Source organism: Krasilnikovia cinnamomea (genome assembly GCF_004217545.1).
Lineage (GTDB): Bacteria > Actinomycetota > Actinomycetes > Mycobacteriales > Micromonosporaceae > Actinoplanes > Actinoplanes cinnamomeus.
The window spans coordinates 144,363-160,624 of sequence record NZ_SHKY01000002.1 but is presented as its reverse complement, the minus strand read 5'-3'; the positions used below and the strand labels follow the sequence as shown (position 1 = coordinate 160,624).

At 71.8% G+C, this 16,262-nt stretch carries 15 protein-coding genes; 10 read left to right on the top strand and 5 right to left on the bottom strand.

Annotated elements, in window-relative coordinates; translation table 11 throughout:
* Positions 1-60 precede the first annotated feature (60 nt).
* The 8 genes from EV385_RS33560 to EV385_RS33525 are packed head-to-tail and all read left to right on the top strand — an operon-like array spanning position 61 to position 8,301.
* Positions 61-315, top strand: a complete 255-nt coding sequence (locus EV385_RS33560) for a hypothetical protein (RefSeq protein WP_130513861.1) — start codon at positions 61-63, stop codon at positions 313-315.
* Positions 315-1,439 carry a conjugal transfer protein gene (locus tag EV385_RS33555; RefSeq protein WP_130513860.1) on the top strand — a complete coding sequence of 375 codons (1,125 nt, stop codon included), beginning with the start codon at positions 315-317 and terminating at the stop codon, positions 1,437-1,439. Before EV385_RS33560 ends, EV385_RS33555 begins: the two co-directional genes overlap by 1 nt.
* Positions 1,440-1,451: 12 nt before the next feature.
* Entirely contained in the window at positions 1,452-1,748 is a 297-nt protein-coding gene (locus tag EV385_RS33550; protein WP_130513859.1) for a hypothetical protein, read from the top strand.
* A complete protein-coding gene (locus tag EV385_RS33545; RefSeq protein ID WP_130513858.1) occupies positions 1,748-2,293 on the top strand; it encodes a hypothetical protein in 546 nt (181 codons plus the stop codon). Before EV385_RS33550 ends, EV385_RS33545 begins: the two co-directional genes overlap by 1 nt.
* On the top strand, positions 2,293-4,941 hold the full coding sequence (locus tag EV385_RS33540) for an ATP-binding protein (RefSeq protein WP_130513857.1): 2,649 nt from the start codon (positions 2,293-2,295) through the stop codon (positions 4,939-4,941). The genes EV385_RS33545 and EV385_RS33540 overlap by 1 nt, the downstream gene beginning before the upstream one ends.
* Positions 4,938-6,728 carry a DnaJ-like cysteine-rich domain-containing protein gene (locus EV385_RS33535; protein WP_130513856.1) on the top strand — a complete coding sequence of 597 codons (1,791 nt, stop codon included), beginning with the start codon at positions 4,938-4,940 and terminating at the stop codon, positions 6,726-6,728. Before EV385_RS33540 ends, EV385_RS33535 begins: the two co-directional genes overlap by 4 nt.
* Positions 6,725-7,288, top strand: coding sequence for a hypothetical protein (locus tag EV385_RS33530; RefSeq protein WP_130513855.1), 564 nt, complete (start codon positions 6,725-6,727; stop codon positions 7,286-7,288). Before EV385_RS33535 ends, EV385_RS33530 begins: the two co-directional genes overlap by 4 nt.
* Positions 7,285-8,301, top strand: a complete 1,017-nt coding sequence (locus EV385_RS33525) for a VldE C-terminal domain-containing protein (RefSeq protein ID WP_130513854.1) — start codon at positions 7,285-7,287, stop codon at positions 8,299-8,301. The genes EV385_RS33530 and EV385_RS33525 overlap by 4 nt, the downstream gene beginning before the upstream one ends.
* 13 nt (positions 8,302-8,314) lie before the next feature.
* On the opposite strand, the gene EV385_RS33520 is transcribed toward EV385_RS33525, so the two are convergent.
* The 4 genes from EV385_RS33520 to EV385_RS33505 form a co-directional block, all read right to left on the bottom strand.
* Positions 8,315-8,749: a hypothetical protein gene (locus tag EV385_RS33520; RefSeq protein WP_130513853.1), complete on the bottom strand. Its 435-nt coding sequence runs from the start codon at positions 8,747-8,749 to the stop codon at positions 8,315-8,317.
* Between the two features lie 205 nt (positions 8,750-8,954).
* The gene (locus tag EV385_RS33515) at positions 8,955-9,887 is read right to left on the bottom strand and encodes a replication protein RepA (RefSeq protein WP_207230193.1); all 933 of its coding nucleotides are present in this window, start codon (positions 9,885-9,887) and stop codon (positions 8,955-8,957) included.
* Positions 9,888-10,026: 139 nt separating this feature from the next.
* Positions 10,027-10,506: a hypothetical protein gene (locus tag EV385_RS33510; protein ID WP_130513851.1), complete on the bottom strand. Its 480-nt coding sequence runs from the start codon at positions 10,504-10,506 to the stop codon at positions 10,027-10,029.
* Between the two features lie 264 nt (positions 10,507-10,770).
* Complete coding sequence (locus EV385_RS33505; RefSeq protein WP_130513850.1) at positions 10,771-11,106, bottom strand: hypothetical protein; 336 nt, start codon at positions 11,104-11,106, stop codon at positions 10,771-10,773.
* 742 nt (positions 11,107-11,848) lie between these two features.
* Here EV385_RS33505 and EV385_RS33500 point away from each other — a divergent pair.
* Together EV385_RS33500 and EV385_RS33495 are read left to right on the top strand one after the other, a co-directional pair.
* Positions 11,849-14,251: a type IV secretion system DNA-binding domain-containing protein gene (locus EV385_RS33500; RefSeq protein ID WP_130513849.1), complete on the top strand. Its 2,403-nt coding sequence runs from the start codon at positions 11,849-11,851 to the stop codon at positions 14,249-14,251.
* A gap of 15 nt (positions 14,252-14,266) precedes the next feature.
* Positions 14,267-15,223, top strand: coding sequence for a replication-relaxation family protein (locus tag EV385_RS33495; RefSeq protein WP_130513848.1), 957 nt, complete (start codon positions 14,267-14,269; stop codon positions 15,221-15,223).
* Between the two features lie 7 nt (positions 15,224-15,230).
* Here the strand turns inward: EV385_RS33495 and EV385_RS33490 are convergent, their stop codons facing one another.
* The gene (locus tag EV385_RS33490; RefSeq protein ID WP_130513847.1) at positions 15,231-16,217 is read right to left on the bottom strand and encodes a hypothetical protein; all 987 of its coding nucleotides are present in this window, start codon (positions 16,215-16,217) and stop codon (positions 15,231-15,233) included.
* Between the last annotated feature and the right edge of the window lie 45 nt (positions 16,218-16,262).

Genomic DNA, 16,262 nt, shown 5'->3' with positions numbered 1-16,262 from the left:
CAGACGGTCCCCGATGCGCTTGGTGTAGGTAGAGGCACTTTCCGAAAGGAGGCACGCGCCGTGGACGACGACCTGCACCAGGTAGCGGCCGGGCTGGCCCACATCACGCAGACCGAGACCGAGCTACGGCTGCTGCTCGACGAGCTGCTCGCCTCCCGGCGGGCCCTGGACCGGCCCCTCCTCGAGCGCCTCGACACGTTCCTGCACGGGCCGGCCCGCCAGGCCCTCGCCGTGTTCGACGAGCTCGCCGCCGTGGACCTGGCCGTGCTGCTCGCGGCGATGCCGCAGACCCGGCGCCGGCTGGCGGTGGCCTGATGCGCCGCCCCCCGGCCCGCCAGGTGCCGACCTTCGTCGCCGCACCACCACCCGCTGCCGGCCGCGCCCCGCAGCCGGCTCCGGCCGAGACCCTCGACGACTGGCCGGTCGACGGGCTGCGCGGCTCCAGCCGTACCCAGGCCGCCACCAGCCGCGGCGTGCACGGGCTGCTGTGGACGCTGCTGATCGGCGCGGTCGCGCTCGGCGTGCTCGGCCTGGCCAACCTCGGCAGCCGCCGCGCCGCGCCCGCTGCCGCCGCGCCCGCTGTCCCACTCGTGGCGGCCGCGCCGCCGGGCGGCTGCGCCGAACTGCTGGTCAGCGCCTGGCTGGCCGGGGACGCCACGACGCTGGGCACGCTGGTCAGCGCCGACGTGCCGCGGCTGCCGGCCCGGCAACGCGCCGCAACCCGCACCTACACCGTCAGCGCCCAGGCCGACCCGGCCAGCACGGCGGGCTGGTCGTACGTGATCGGCGCCGACGTGGTGACCCTCGACAAGCAGGGCCGCAGCACCGGCGCCGGCGTGCAGTTCTTCGCCGTCACCCTCACCCGGCCGGCCGCCGGGGCGGCCGCCGGCGGGACCTGCGCCGGATGGGCGGCGCCGACACTGCCCGCGCAGGTCGCCGGCCTGGCCCCCGCCGGCCGGCAGGAGCTGGCGTACGGGCGAGCACTGCCGGTGACCGGCCAGCCGATCCCGGACACCCTCAACCCGTTCTTCACGGCGCTGCTCGCCGGCGGCCCCGAGATCGAGCGGTACCTCGCCCCGGGCACCACCATCGCCGCGGTCACCCCGGCGCCGTACACGGCGGTCCGCGTCGAGCGGCTGTCCGCGCTCAAGGACGCCGAGGTGGGCACCGGCCAAACCCTGCCCGCCGACGGCACCCGGGTGCAGCTGCTGGCCACCGTCGCAGCGAAGGTCGGTGACCAGCCGGGGGAGTGGCGACTGACCTACCCCCTGACCCTCGCCGTCCGCGGCGGCCGGTGGGAGATCACCGCCATCGACACCACCCCGGCGGTCCCGACGCCGACCCCCAGTTCGTCGACGCGGCCCGCCGTCATCGCCCCGTCCGCCCGCACGGGCGCCCCATCCGCCCCGGCGTCGGGTACGCCGGGCACCCCCCGCTAAAGGAGCTCCGCTGTGGAACCCGTTGTGCTGGCCGGCGACATCACCAACTGGGTGGACAACACCACCAACTGGTTGAGCACCACCATCCCGGTCGTCTTCCTCACCCTGGTCTTCGGCTTCGGGGTCTGGTTGCTGATCATGACCCGGGGCGGCATCCGCAAGCTGATCGTCTTCGCGATCGGCGCGGCGGTCGTCTACATGCTGCTGACCAACGTCGACGCGCTCGCCCGCATGTTCGGGACCGAGGTCGTGGGTGCACCCGCCCCCGCCTCGATGGTGGCCGTGGTCGACGCCGGCCGGGAGATCTGATGGCCGGCGCCGAGCAGCGGCACACCGCCGTCGGCCGCTCGTACACCGCCGGTCGGCGCCAGCCGTACCTGATTCGTAAGTGGCCCGGCAGCCGGTGGACGCTGCCGCTGGGCCCGTACACCCTGACCCAGCTGACCATCCTGGTCGGCAGCATCGTGCTGCTGGTCAAGACCCGGGCGGTGTGGGCGCACTTCGGGCCGCTCAACCTGGTCATCGGTGTCGGCCTGCCGGCGGTGCTGACGTATGCGGCCCGCCGGACCCGCATCGAGGGCCGCGACCCGGTCCGCACGCTGCTGGCCGCCGCCACCTACGTGCTGCAGGCCCGCGCCGGCTACCTGCGCGGCCGCGCCCACCGGCTGCCCGCCCCGGTGAGGTTGGCCGGGCGCGGGTTCGTCGTCGCCGAGCTGCCCGACCCGTCCGTCCTGGCCGTGCAGCCCGCTGCCGCCGCGGTGGCGGCCGTCCGGGCCCGCCCGGCCGCGCCGCGGCCGCGGACGGTCGGCCTGGCCGACCTGCTCGCCGCGGCCGCCGAGAACGGAGGCCGCTGATGCTGGGCGCCGCCCTGCCCGCCGAGCCGCTGCGCGCGGTCGTCGGCAATTTGGCCTGGACCCACGACGGCAGCGTGTGGGCACTGTGGCGGGTCGACCCGGTGCCGTACCGGTACGCCACCGCCGAGGACAAGGTCTCCTACGGCCGGTCGGCGGCCACCCTGCTGCGCGCGTTGCGCGGCGAGCCGCTGCTGCTGAGCCTGTGCGGCCGGGTCGGCGCCGATGACACCGCGCGGCGCACCCTGGCCGGCATCGACGCCGCCCGGCACCCGGTCTACACCGAGATCTCCGCCGCGTACCGGCGGCTGCTGTCCGGCACCGACCTGCGCGAGCGCTCCTACTGGCTGGCGCTGCCGTTGCCGCACGGCAACACGCTGACCGCCGCGGTCGGTGCGCTCGCCGGCGCCGGGTCGCAGTTCGCCCGCAGCTTCGGGCTGGCCCCGTCCGCGCCGTCGCTGGCCGAGGTCCGGGCCCGCTCGGCGCAGGCCACGAAGGTCACCCGGGCGATCACCGGGCTGACCCCGGCGACCCCGGACGAGGTGCTGTGGATCCACCGGCGGGCACCGCGGCGCGGCACCGCCGGCGAACCGGAGCTGGCCGCCGCGCGCCGGCAGGGCCGGGCCGAGGCGACCTGGCGCGGTGGCCGGCTGCGGGTGCCCAGCTACGCCGCGCTCGGCGAGGTCCACCTGGACGAGGGCGGCCGGGCCGCGGCCGCCGCCGGCACCCGCCCGGCCGGGCGCAGCTCACTGCTCGAGTCGGGGATGCGCTGGCTGCGCGACGGCGGCCCGGCCACCGGTGGCAACCCGTTCAGCCACCGGTACGTGCGGATCACCACCCCGGACGCCGGGGTCTCCCACCAGGCGTTCCTGGTCCTGTCGGACCTGCCCACCGAGTGGCTGTTCCCGGGCGGGGAGTGGCTGGCCGGGTTGCACGAGGACGTGCCGTTCCCGGTCGACTGGGCGATCCGGGCCACGGTGCTGCCCGGCGGTGAGGCCAAGACCAAGGTCGGCCGCAAGCGCCGGCAGCTCGCCGACCAGCTCGGCGAGTACACCCCCGGCGAGAACGAGGACCCCGGCCTGACCGAGGACGTGCCCGACTGGGTGCTGACCGGCCAGCAACAGCTCGCCGACGAACAGGCCAGCCTGGACGCCAACCAGGCCGAGGTCGAATTCCAGATGAGCGTCGTGCTGGGCGTGTGGGGCGCCAACCGCACCGAGTGCGAGGAACGTGCCGAGGCGCTGCGGCTCACCTTCTCCGACGACCTGATCGCGGTGCGTCCGACCGGCGACCAGATCGCCTGCTACGCCGCGATGCTGCCCGGCGTGCCCCCGCCCCGGGTCGTCGACGACTACCGGCAGTACCTGCTGGCCGACGACCTGGCCAAGGCGATGCCGCTGGTCGGCGGCCGACTCGGCGACCGCACCGGGCAGGTTCTCGGGCTGACCGCCGACGGCGGCCTGGCCGAGCCGGTCCAGCTCAACATCGCCGGCTGGACCCAGCGCGACATCTCCGCCAGCCTCGGCCTGTTCGCGGAGCTCGGCGCCGGCAAGTCCGTCACGCTGAAGAAGATCCTCGCCGACGTCGGCGCCGGCGGCGGCCGCACCATCGGCTGGGACCGCACCCGCACCCAGGAGCAGTCGGTGTTCCTGCGCGCCGTGTTCGGCGACCACGCGGTGCAGGTCGTCGACCTGGCCCGCCCCACCGCGTTCTCCCTCGATCCGCTGCGGGTGCTGGCCGGCCTCGACGGGATCACCGCCGCGGAGACGTTCGTCGCGCAGCTGCTCGGCGTCGACGCCACCAGCGAGACCGGCACCGTGCTCGCCGAGGCCCTGGCCAGCATCGCCGAGGATGCCAAACGCAGCATGAGCGTGCTGATCCAGGCCCTGGCCGAGGACGCCGAACGCGGCAGCACGGCGGCCGGGACGCTGGCCCGGCAGCTGTCCGCTGCCGCACGCCGTCCGGTGTGCGCGGTCATCTTCGACCCCGACCTGCCCGCGCTGGACCTGACCGCGGCGCACATCGTGTTCGCGACCCACCAGATGGCCCTGCCCAAGCGGCACGAGCTGCGCTCGGACCTGCAGGCGGCGAAGCTGCCGTTCGCGGCGCTGTTCGGCCGGGCGGTACTCACCTTGAGCGCCCAGCTCGCCAAGACCGTCGCGTTCGGCGACCCCCGATTCGTCCTGGTCCACGCCGACGAGTGCTACTGGCTGACCCGCGAAGGTGAGGGCTCGCCCGGCTACGACACCGTCCTCGAGCTGATCCGCGACGGCCGCAAGAACCACGCCGGGATCCTGCTCGCCGGTCACGACCCCGACGACACCGGCGACGACACCCTGCTCGGGCTGCTCTCGGCGACCTTCATCGGCCGGCAACGCAACCGGCGCCTCGCGAACCGCTACGTCGACGCGCTCGGCGTGTCCGACCCCGACGTGCGGGCCCGGCTGCTGCGCACCATCACCGACGACCTGTCGCCGCTGTCGCACATCGACCCGGCCAGCGGCGACGCGGTCGTGCAGCCCGGCCGCGAGGGCGAGTTCATCGCGAAGATCCACCAGCGGCTGGGCCGGCTGCGGGTGCTCATCCCACCGATGCCGCGGCTGCAGGCCGCCATCCGCACCACCCCGGACACCGAAACGAGCCGACCATGACCACCACCAAGGCGACCATCACCGCTGCGGGCCGCGGCCGGCGGTGGCTGTACCGCGCCATGGTCATCCTCGCCGCGGTGTTCGTCGCGTGGCTGCCGACCAGCCCCGCGGCCGCCGACCCCGGCGACGCGATGTGCTACGTCGGCTCCGGCAAACCCTATGTGGAACAGCCCGGCCCCGCCGGTCCCGGCACCGGTGCCCCACTGCCACCGACCAGCCCGATCGTGCCGTGCGACCAGCTGACCAGCTACACCAAGCCCGGTACCTTCTTCGGCGGCGGCTCGACCGTCATCGACCGCCAAGGCAACCCCCTCGACAGCTACTACTTCGACTCCGGCTACCACGGCATGACCGACAGCCTCACCCACGGCGACGTCAAACTCGCCACGATGGTCGCCGACTGGATCTTCAGCCTGAACTCGATGATCGTGTGGGTGGCCTGCTGGCTGCTCGGCGTCAGCGTCAACTTCGGCGTGGCCGACGCGATGCTCGGCCCGGTCGCCCAGATCGCCCAGAAGTATCAGACCCAGGTCGTCGACCGGTTCGGCCTGCCCACCCTCGCGCTGATGCTGTGCGTGTTCTGGTTCGGCTTCGCCGCCCTGCGCGGCCGGGTCGGCAAGGGCGCCGGCGAAATCCTCATCTCCTTCTGCCTGGCCGCGATCAGCGGCGTCGTGCTCGCCGCGCCGGCCGACACCGTGCTCGGCGACGACGGCCTGCTCGGCTCCACCCGCGACGTCGGCATCACCTTCGCCGCGCTGCCCCTGGACGACACCGGCCCGGCGACCAACACCGGCCAGCTGACCCCCGACAACATCATCACCCCGTTCCAGAACGCCGTCATCGACACCTTCGTGCGCCAGCCCCACGAACAGCTCGCCTACGGCGTGATCTTCGACGACACCGGCGACGGCGCGCACCCCTGCCTGGACACCTACAACAAGATCCTCAAAACGGAGCACGCGGACGACGAGAGCCCCATGTACGACCTGATGAAGCAGTGCGACCCGCGCCTGGCCGAGCACCTACGCCAGGACACCGGCACCCGCATCGTCGGCTCGATCCTGGTCCTCATCGGCTCACTGATCATGCTGTGCTACGTCGTCGTCGGCGTGGTCATCCCGCTGCTCGGCGGGCAGATCGCCCTGGCCGTCCTCGCGATCCTGCTGGTCCTGGCCCTGCCGGCGTCGCTGCTAGGCGGCCCCGGCCGGCGCGCCCTGTGGCTGTGGGTCGGCTCCACCGCCACGGTGCTGGCCGCCATCGTCATCGGGTTCGCCAGCCTGTCGTTCTTCCTGGTCACCACCGGAGCGCTCACAGCCGTCGAGGGCACCGGGTTTCTGCTGAGGCTGCTGCTGGTCGACATCGTCGCGGTCATCCTGCTCGCCTGCCACCGCCGTCTAGGCCAGAGCACCCGCTCGCACGTCCGGTTCGCGGTACGCCGCCTCGACCGCGCCAAGATCGGCGGATCCGGGATAGGCGGCATGGGCATCGGCGGCCGCGGCTGGAGCGTGCGCGGTGTTTGGCGCGACGTGCGCACCCTCGACGCGAACGCGGGCCGGGCCTTCCAACGGGTACAGGTCCTCGGCCGGGAGTTCCGGCGCGGCTTTACCGGCGAGGAGCGCGACGACGGCGGCTACCAGCGCGACCCCTTCCCGGTCGATCGGCGCCCGGAGCCGGCCGGCACCTGCCCGACCTGCGACGGCGAGGGCACGATCAGCGTCTACCTTGAGTCGGCCGATGACTTCGAGGACCGCGAGTGCCCCACCTGCGGCGGAAGCGGTAACGCGTGAACGCCCGCCGGGTCGCGCTCGTGCTAGCGATCGCGGCGGCCGCCGTCATCGGGCTGCTGCGCCTGGCCGGCACCGACGACGCCCCCGCACCCTCGGCCGCCATGACCTCGGCACCCCTACCGACCGGCGGCACCGCCACCGCTGTGGAAACGCCCTCGGCGGACGCGGCCATTTCGTCGCCGGCCCGGGTCACGCCGCCGGTCGCGGCCACCATCTCCCCGGACGACATCGACGACGACTCCACCCACGACCTCGACACCGCCGCCGCGGCCGCGGCCACCAGTCGCTTCGCCCGATCCTGGACCCGGCACACCGGCGCCGACGCCACCAGCTGGGCGCCGCGGCTGGCCGCCCTGAGCACCCCCGTCCTGGCCGGCAAGCTGCGCCACGCCGACCCGGCCGGCGTGCCCGCCGACAAGGTCACCCGCACGCCCCAGATCACGGCCATCCCCGGCGGCGCCGACGCCCGCATCACCACCGACGCCGGCACCCTGCACCTGACCCTGCTGTACCAGGGCCGCTGGCTGGTCCACACCCTCGACTGGATCCCGGCCCGATGAGGCTGCGAACCGCCGCCGTCATCGCGGCGGTGCTCACCGTGCTGTGCTGCGTCGGCACCGGCGTGATCGGCGGCGGCTACCGGATGCTGACCAGCAGCGCCTCCGCCGGCTGCGACGTCAGCGTCGACCCCGACCTGTCGTCGCCCAAGGTCGGCGACCTCAACGACGAGCAACGCCACAACGCCGCCATGATCATCGCCGTCGGGCGGCAGAAGAAGGTCCCGGCCCGCGGCTGGGTCATCGCGATCGCGACCGCCCTGCAGGAGTCCAACCTGCACAACCTCGGCGACCTCGGCGCGAACAACGACCACGACTCGCTCGGGCTGTTCCAGCAACGCCCCAGCGCCGGCTGGGGCACCCCGGCGCAGATCCTCGACCCGGTCTATGCCGCCGGCAAGTTCTACGACAAGCTCATCACCATCGCCGACTGGGCCACGATCCCGCTCACCGAGGCCGCCCAGGCCGTGCAGATCAGCGCCTACCCCGACGCCTACGCCAAGCACGAGCCCCTGGCCACCGCGCTCGTCAACGCGCAGGGGCCAAGCGGCGACCTTGGACTCGGCTGCGCCGACATGGCACTGGGCACGGCTGAGCCGGCCCCCCGCAACCCTGACGGAACCTGGCCGGAAGAGAGCTGCAGCATCGTCCCCGATCCGACCACCGGCGCCGGCTGCCTCACCCCACGCACGCTGCACCTCGTCCAACAGGCCACCGCGGCCGGCTTCCCGAAGCCAGGCTGCTACCGCGTCGACGACCACGGCGAACACCCCAAGGGCCGCGCCTGCGACTTCATGATGACCTCCGGCGGCGAAGCGTCAGGAGCCCAGAAGGCACGCGGCGACGCGATGGCCGCCTGGGCGGTCTCCAACGCCGACCGCCTCGGCATCAAGTACGTAATCTGGTTCCGCATGATCTGGACCCAGACCCAAGGCTGGCACGCCTACAACAACCCGTTCGGCGGCAACGACCCCTCGGGCTGGCACACCAACCACGTACACATCTCGATGTATTAAGAGCAGGCGGCGCCTATCCGCCACCGAGTAGGGCCTTGACGGCCACACCGGCAGCCGCCGCCACCGCGGCCTTCGGGGTGTCCCTGAGCAGGTCAACCACCTTGCGAAGAAGCGACTTCTTCTCGTCGTTCTGCTCCCGCTCGGCGAGCTCGACCAGCGTCTGGATCAAGACGTCGGGTATCACCGGCCACAGCCCCACCCGCCGCCGCGCCTCGCCCGTGGGGAACCGGACCGACATGATCCGGCCATCGCCGTCCTCGAACTGCTTGAACAACGGCGGATCCTCGTTGCGAAGGGCCCGAAGCGCCGCCTGGACCGTCGCTTGATCAAACCCGGTCTGGCGCTCGATGGCATCGTCGCGAGCCTGCTCGAACTGATCCGGATCGCACAGCGCAACCGCGGCCGCGAGCACCGGATAGTCGCGGTCGTCCCAGGTTCCCACACTCATGGGCTGATCCCCGTCTTCGCCGGCACACCGTCACGAGCTATCTCCGCCGCCGGGATGGTCCTCGGCAGCCTCATTACAGGGTGCGTGTAATACCTGCTCGGAGGGCTAGAAACACCTCCCAGAAACACCCCCGGGGTGGGCACCGTGCGCAACCGTCGCCATCGTGGTGGTGGTTCTGGGCGCCGCGCGGCAGGGGTGCCGCTGGTCAGGCGGACAGCGCGCGCATCCCGCGGAACGGCACGTGCGTACGGCTGGGCCGCATCGCCAGGCCAGCGTCGGTGACCTCGACGTTCGCTTCGCGGTAGACCAGCTGCACCTCGCGCAGGTGCTTGGCGAAGTCGCGCCGGAACTGCTGGCGTCCCTGCTTGGAGTCGGCCAGGTTGGATCCGAACTGCAGCATCAGCCCCGCCCAGGGGACCACGGTGGGTCGCTGCAGGTACGACATGCGCCAGGTCAGCCACGCGTAGATGTCCAGCCGCATCGGTGAGCCGCGCAGCGCGGCCAGGGCCTGCATGTTCAGCGGTACCGGATGCTGGACGATCTCGTTGAAGAAGTCGGTCGACAGTTGGATCGTCGACGGCAGCAGCGGGTCCTGGTCGTCCTTGCCCCAGAACAGGTCCCAGCGCAGCGCCACCGAGATCTGTCCGGCCTGGTCGCGGTCCAGGCCGCCGTCGACCTCAACGCTCAGTCGGGCCTTGAGCAGCCGTTCCATCTGATCCCGCAACCGAGTGATGGAGCCCTTCGCGCCGCCGGTGGGCTTGAGCCCCAGCTCCTGCATGAACATGGTCAGAGAGGGTCCAAGCACGAGCGTCGGCGACTTGGTCTTCACCGCCTGGCTCGACATCCAGATCAACAGCAGCCGCGGCAGGATGCCGTACGGGTAGATCGGCCGATAAGTGCCGTCGGGCTGCCGGCGCTGACCCGGCTCGACCCGCAGGTGCACGTTGCCGTTCTGGCGGCTCCACACCGGGACATCGCCGGGATCGCGGTACGGCAGGTTCGTCTGAGTCAACAGCCGGGTGAGGTATCCGATGTCGGGATCCTCGTTGTCCCAGACTTCCGCTGCGGCACGCAGCAGCTCCACGCTGGTGCGTTTCGGCCGCGGCATGTCCTCCAGGCTGGCAGGCTCGTTGACCAAGGTCGAGGTCCTGGCCCGGCGTGTCGCAGCGCGAACATCGAATCGCATCTCGTCACGCGCCGAATCTGGGCAGGTCAGGCTGGCCGAGACCGCCGCCCCTGGGGTCTCGGCCACGGCGCACCTGGGCTGAGGGTGAGCGTCAGGCTGCCGGCGTCGCGTCGGCGGGCACCGAGCCGATGGTCAGCTCGACCGGGGTGGCGGTCTCGCTGGCGGGCACCTGCCGGGTCTGGTCGCCGATGTGCAGGCCGTAGAACTGATGGCCGGCGGGGACCCCGGTCACGGTGAACGCGTAACGGCAGCCGACCTTGCGGAATCCGGACCGGTCGCGGGAGCCGACCAGGTCGGCCTCCATGAGCTGCGGATCGGTGAGAGCACCGACGGCGACGGTGGTGTTTGCGGCGTCGGCGACGGTGACCTGGCCGCCGGTGGTGAGCGCAGCAGCGGCGCCGGTCCCGAAGCAGGCACCGGTCTCCCAGTCGAGGCTGTACAGGTTGTATCCCGCGGTGATGTGGCCGGAGATGGTGAGCGGCGGGGAGGCCGGGGCCGGGGACGGGCTGGTGCACCCGGCCGTGAGGGCGGTGACCGTGAGCGCTATGGCGGCGGCGGTGTGTCGATTCACGTCCGTGCAACGACGTCAGCCGGCGAGGAGTCGCGGACGCTACCCCCGGGCTCGCGAGGCAGATCCGTGTACCGCAAGGTTCCTGCGGGCAGAGCACCTCTCCACCGTGCGGGGTTTCGGCTACAGGAGAGATAACTACAGGAAAAAGCTATAGGGGGCCGCGGAAAACGGGCCTTGAGCTGGGGAATCGTCCGGGCTTGGTCGGCAGGGTATGCGTGGTGGTCGGCGAGTTATGCGTGACGCCACGCTCTCTACCTGCGGGCCCTAGTCGGCCAGATATGCGTGGACAGAGCCCTCGTAGGCCGGTTGTCCACAGCGTTCGCGGTCGCGGTCGGCCAGGTATGCGTGGACAACCGCAAGCCAGGGCACCTGCAGTCCGGAGCGGTCGGCCAGATATGCGCGAGCAAGGCCGCTCGGCGCCCCGAGGTCGGCCAGGTATGCGTGGACGATGGCCGCGATCCGGCCGGCGAGGCTCAAGCGCGAGCAGCCCTCGGGTTCGAGTGCCTTCTCGAGGGCCCGCTGGTCGGCCAGATATGCGCAAGCGCGGAGCCGGGTGAGCCGGTCGGCCAGGTATGCGTGGACAACGGTCAGGCCATCCACAGGCCCTGTTTGCCGAAGAGTCCGACGGCTGTCCCTCAAGCGCCCGCAGCAGCACGTCTCAACTGCTCCGAGGGCTAGAAACACCCCCTAGAAACACCCCGAGCTGGCGCCGTCACCGGTCCACCGCCGAGGCGCCCGGTTCTCCCGCGGGTACGGCCGCTCGGCGTGCACCACCCAAAGGGGCTCTGACCTGGGGTTTGTACTCCAGACGACTCCAAATGCGCTTGGTGATAGTAGGAGCCCTCTTCGCTCTGCTCTCCCCGGTGGAAAAGGAGATTGCCGTGTCTTGGTGGCCAAGCCCGCATCGTGTCCGCCCCCAGCCGGCGCTGCCCTGCTCGGTGTCGCGATCATGTCGTTTTCACGTCGCGATCACGTCGCATAGGACGGTCCAGCCGTGACCGGGTTTACGCAGCTCACTGGTGGTGGAAACACCCCGCCGCGGATCCCGACATCTTTACCCACCCCAGAAAGCGTGATGCCTCAGTTCCTGCTGGAGTGGTTCAGCCATGTGACCGTGACGGCCATCGCGGCGTGGAGCGGCGTCGCAGCAGGTGTGGCCCTTGGCGTGGTTATCGTCCACGGTGCACTGACGCAGCTGGGCCTGAAGACCCGAGCAACCTACGAACTTGTCCCGGACTCAGTCTTCGACCCACCTCCCGGTCCAGTTCTGCAAGCAGTCGCTCAGCTCGCTCGAGCCCGCCGTGCCGTCAGCCTGCTCCCGCGCTCGGCGAGCGCGGTCCGGGTGTCGCTGGTCGGCGACGGCGACGGGCTGCTGCGCTACCGGATGTCGGTGCCCGACTACGCCAGAGCGGTCCTCAAGACCGCCCTGTGGCCCGGGGTGGCGCCGCTCGCGCCGGGCGAGAGCCCGGCCACCGCGGCCCCGCCGCGGTTCCACCCCGACGAGCCTGTCGACGCCGGCGCACGATGGTACGGAGAATCCTCCTCCCCCACCGGCAAGTCCACGGTGCTGCGGGCCGAAATGACCCTGGCCCGCACCGACCGGCTGCCGCTGGCAGACCGCGGCCTGGACCCCGACCCCCTCGACGCGTTCGCGCGGGCACTGGCCGAGGTCACCGACGGCGACCGGGCGGTGGTGCACCTGGACCTGGCGGCGGTCACCCACGCCCGGGAGCGGCTGTGGCGCCGCTGGGCGGTAGCCACCGCCGAACGCGAGCAACGCCGCCAGGACGACGCCGCCGAGTCCCGGCAGAAGCAAGGCAGCATGATGGGGGGAGGATCCACCCGCCTGCGCCGCGTCGGCATCGTCGCCGAGCAGATGCGGATCCAGACCCGGGCGCTGAGCACCAAGCTGTTCGCCACCGACCCGCTGTGGCAGGCCCAGGTGCTGATCCGGGTCGAGTCGCCGTCCAAGGAACGCGCCCGTGCGCATCTGCTGACCCTGCTCGCGGCGTTCGAGCAGTTCTCCGGCGAGAACTACTGGAAGGTCTGCGGCATCAACGTCGGCCGGACCTGGTTCGACGGCGCCGACTCCTGGTGGCGGCGTAGCTGGTTCGACCACCGCGAGCGCACCGGCCGGTTCAGCCCGCGCCGGACCCGGCGGGTGCGGACCACCGAGATGCTCGGCCTGCTCAAGCCGCCCACGCTCAAGTGCACCTCCGAGGCGGTCGCCCGTACACCGGCGTTGCCGCCCGCGCCGGCGCACATGCCGACCTACGTCAGCCCGGCCAAGACCCCCGGGTTCCTGCCGCAGGGGTTCGCGGTCGTTCCCGGCGGCGGCTGGCGCCCGGTCGGCACCCGCGCCAAGGAGAGCCTGTTCTCCCTCAACCTGGGGCGGGCGGAGTACGGCAAGAGCGAGAGGGCGATCGTGCAGGCGGTGCACCTGGCCAACATCGAGGACGCGCGGCGCCCCGATCGCGGCCACGTCGGGTTCCTGTACCTCGACCCGCACGCCGACGCCCTCGAGCGCATGAAGCCGTTCCTCGGCGCGGCCGCCGACCGGGTGCTCGAGCTGAACCTGTCCGCCGGCGGGGACACGCAGGCCGGCTGGAACCCGCTGAGCATGGCCGGACGCCGGCCCGAGGAACTCGAGTCCCGGGTCTCCGCGGTGGTCGCGTCGTTCGCCAGCGCGATGGGCTGGGGCACGGTCAACAACCGGGCGCAGACACTGACCCAGATGGCCGCCCAGTCGCTGTGCGAGCTCGGCATGAGGCTGCCCGCCGACCTGCAACCGACGATCTTCCAGATGACCACGATCCTCGCCGACGAGGACTGGCGCACCGTCGTGCTGCCGTTCCTGAGCGAGCACACCCGGAGCTTCTGGGAGACCCGGTTCGCCAAGCTGTCCGCGGAGGCGATCACCCCGGTCACCAACCTGCTCGACCGGCTGCGGGCCTCCGACCGGGTCGCCGCCCTGTTCGGCAGCCCACAGTCGACGTACGACGTGCGCCACGCCATGGACAACGGCTACATCGTGCTCGCCTGCCCGTCCGGGACCGGCGACAAGGACAAGTTGATCACGGCGTTGCTGCTGTACGACACCCTGCGCGCCGCGCTCAGCCGCCGTGACCTGCCACCCGAGCAGCGCCGCCCGTTCTGGCTGTTCGCCGACGAGATCCAGCAGTACGCCACCCGCGACCTGGCCCGGATGTTGGAGGAGACCCGCAAGTTCGGGCTGCGGATGGCCGCCGCCGCGCAGTCGATCAAGCGGCTGCCCGACTACCTGGAGGAGGCGTTCCTGACCAACCGCTCGCATCTGATCACGTCGGCGTCCAGCGTGGAGAGCGCCCGCACCGTCGCCCGAGAATGGGGCAAGTTCCCGCCGGAGCAGATCACCGCCCTGGACAAGTACACCGCGATCGGCTCGTTCCGCGTCGACGGCCGCAGCACTAATCCGGTGTTCCTGTACGGCTTCGAGGTCTCCGACATCTACCAGGAGCTCTACGACCCGGACGCCCCGCAGGTCATCGACGCAGCCGTCGACCGCAACCTCGCCCGCCGGCCCATCCGGGAGATCCTCGCCGGGCTGGACACCCTCGACGAGCGCATCGCGACCGCCCTGCTGAGCCGGCGCCGACAGAACCGCCCCGCGCAGCCCGCATCCGCCGCGCCGGCCGCGGCTAGCGGCGGCGGCACAGTCGTCGCGCTGCCGCCGCGGCGCAGTACCCGACCGCTGAACCAGAGCTGACGAGGAGGACTCCGGATGACCCCGACCGCCGTGCGGCAGCTGTCGCAGCTGGAACTCGACATCCTGACCGCCTGCCTGCACCACCGGCTGCTCACCGCCGAGCAGCTGCGGGCGCTGCTAGCACCCGACGTGCACCTGCGTACCCTGCACCGGTCCACCCGCCGGCTCTCCGACGGCGGGCTGCTCGGGCACGTCCCCGACCGTGACGCCCGCCGACCGCCGCGTCCGCGGCGGGTCTGGTACGTCACTGCCGCCGGCCGGGCCGCGGTGCAACACCTGGTGCTCGAGCGCCGGCACCTGATGACCGCCGAGAAGGCGGCCAACGCCCTGCAGCGGCACACGCTGCTCGCCAACGAGGTGGGTATCGCCTTCGCCCGGCACGCTGAGCGGCTGGGGCACTACTGCGGCCCGTACGACTGGGATCACGAGGTCGGCCACCGCTACGGCGTCGCACCCCGGGCCCGCGTGGTCGTGCCGGACCTGGTGGTGCGGTGCTGGCTACGTACCGCCGCAGACGACACGCTGCTCACCCGCTTCGTCGAGATCGACCGCGGCCGGTACAGCCCGCTGGTGCTCCGCAACAAGATCCGTCAGTATGCCGAGCTGCTCACTTATACCGGGCCGGCAGCCCCCGGCACGGCAAACCCGCGTCCGGTGTGGACGCGCGCCTACCCGGCCTTCCCGAAGATCCTGATCGTGTTCGCCGACCAGAGCCGCACGGCCATCGAGCGGCGCATCGACGTGTTCTCCGAGCTGTGCCGCACCGATCCGGCGATCCGTCGCCATCTGCCCGTGCTGTGGCTGGGCTGCGCATCCATCGACCAGGTCCTCACCGAGGGCCCGTATGGACCTATCTGGCGTACCCCTCTGGCCGACGAGCGGGTCGACCTACTGGATGTAGCGTTGGCCGGGGCGGGCGCAGAGACGAGGGCGGGAATCGAGATCGGTGCCGGGTTACGGTCGCGAGGCTGATGACCGCTCACCTGGGTGGCGCGCTCGAGGTCTGGCACGCAGGCCGTTCTGACGTCTCGATCGGGCACGGCCAGCCGGACGAGACCACGACCAAGAGGGTTATCGGGCCGCCCGGGATGAGCCGCTCCACCTGCACTAGCGCCTTGTAATCACGGGCCATGGAGACACACAGGACCCGGTTGTCGCTCAATCCAGCGGCCGACACCGGCGTTCTATTCATCCCCATGCTGGGGCAGCGGTTCACCCCGCCGACCGTCTTGCCGTCCGCGCCGCTCATCCTGCCGTCTACGTGGTTGAGCTTCGTGCTCTTGTTGTCGTCCGGTACCGCCAAGTAGCCGTCGCGATACACCAGGTCGGCGAGCTCCGGATCAGGATCAGGATCCTGGATGTCCAGACGCGTGAGGTCGGCGGAGCCACCGGGCGGGAGCGTCACACGGTATGCCGCCTGGTCGTCTGCGGGGCGGATCTCCGGCGGAAGGCCGACCCGCCCAGCCGCGGGCAGACTACCCCCGGCTCGCGAAGCTGCTGGCGTGGCCGCAGGCGACGAGCCCGGCGCCGCATCGTCGGCCGACGGCTGGCTCTCCGGCCAAATCCACCATGCGGTACTGGCACCGAGTACGAGGATCAGCACCGCAGCGGCCTGCGAGAGCCGGTACGACCAGTGCCTCGACGGTGGATCCGCAGACGGGGCCGGGTGCACGTTCCCGGTCGCTGGCGGCGCGGGCTGCGTCCGAACGCTCACCCACAGGCTGACGCCGCCCAGGGCCACGGAGACGACGGAGAGGAAGAAGCTCCCGACGCTGGACGCCTGGTCAGCCTTGTCCAATCCCAGTCGGACGAAGCCAGCAACGCCGCAGGTGAACAGCGCCAACCCGAGCGCGGCCAGCGGCGCCCACCAAGCGCGGCGTCGTCCCACCTTGCGCGCCGCAGGTGGCGGCGCCGGTGTGGGCTCGGGCGGGGAATCGGTCGCCGAATCGGGCTCGGAACCGGTCACCGGGAGGGACCTACTCTCACTCGGTCGGGGCGTCAGTGGAGCGAA

Bases quoted from the DNA above. Each gene is read 5' to 3' on its own strand.
- EV385_RS33495 (WP_130513848.1), top strand. From the start codon at position 14,267: ATGACCCCGACCGCCGTGCGGCAGCTGTCGCAGCTGGAACTCGACATC.
- EV385_RS33535 (WP_130513856.1), top strand. From the start codon at position 4,938: ATGACCACCACCAAGGCGACCATCACCGCTGCGGGCCGCGGCCGGCGG.
- EV385_RS33545 (WP_130513858.1), top strand. From the start codon at position 1,748: ATGGCCGGCGCCGAGCAGCGGCACACCGCCGTCGGCCGCTCGTACACC.
- EV385_RS33525 (WP_130513854.1), top strand. From the start codon at position 7,285: ATGAGGCTGCGAACCGCCGCCGTCATCGCGGCGGTGCTCACCGTGCTG.
- EV385_RS33555 (WP_130513860.1), top strand. From the start codon at position 315: ATGCGCCGCCCCCCGGCCCGCCAGGTGCCGACCTTCGTCGCCGCACCA.
- EV385_RS33520 (WP_130513853.1), bottom strand. From the start codon at position 8,749: ATGAGTGTGGGAACCTGGGACGACCGCGACTATCCGGTGCTCGCGGCC.
- EV385_RS33540 (WP_130513857.1), top strand. From the start codon at position 2,293: ATGCTGGGCGCCGCCCTGCCCGCCGAGCCGCTGCGCGCGGTCGTCGGC.